General features: G+C 40.4%; 1 protein-coding gene. It reads left to right on the top strand.

The genetic code is table 11. The features are described 5' to 3' along the window. Positions 1-30 precede the first annotated feature (30 nt). Positions 31-327 (top strand): heavy metal-binding domain-containing protein (locus CXF58_RS01345; protein WP_323807196.1); only part of this gene is annotated, 297 nt, incomplete at its 3' end.

The raw sequence follows: 327 nt of genomic DNA on the forward strand, positions 1-327 counted from the left end.
CAATATTTATTGTCTTCAAGGAGTGGTTTTATGAAACATATTGCCGATGAAAAATCTATCAAAGGTGGTCAGTACGATAAAGTGCCAGAAAACTATAGTGGTACGGTTTATATCTGCCCGATGCATCCTGAGGTTAGAGATACTGAGAAGAGCGATTGTCCGATATGCGGCATGTTTCTCAAACCTGAAGACGAGGTTGCTGAATCCAACAACCATGAAGATAGTCATGCGCATTGTCATGGAGCGGATGCTAATAATAGTAATGAGGTAAATTCTGTCGAAGGCAATAAGTACGACAAGATACCGGAAAATTATAGCGGTACGATT

This window comes from Psychrobacter sp. Sarcosine-02u-2, assembly GCF_002836335.1.
Lineage (GTDB): Bacteria > Pseudomonadota > Gammaproteobacteria > Pseudomonadales > Moraxellaceae > Psychrobacter > Psychrobacter faecalis.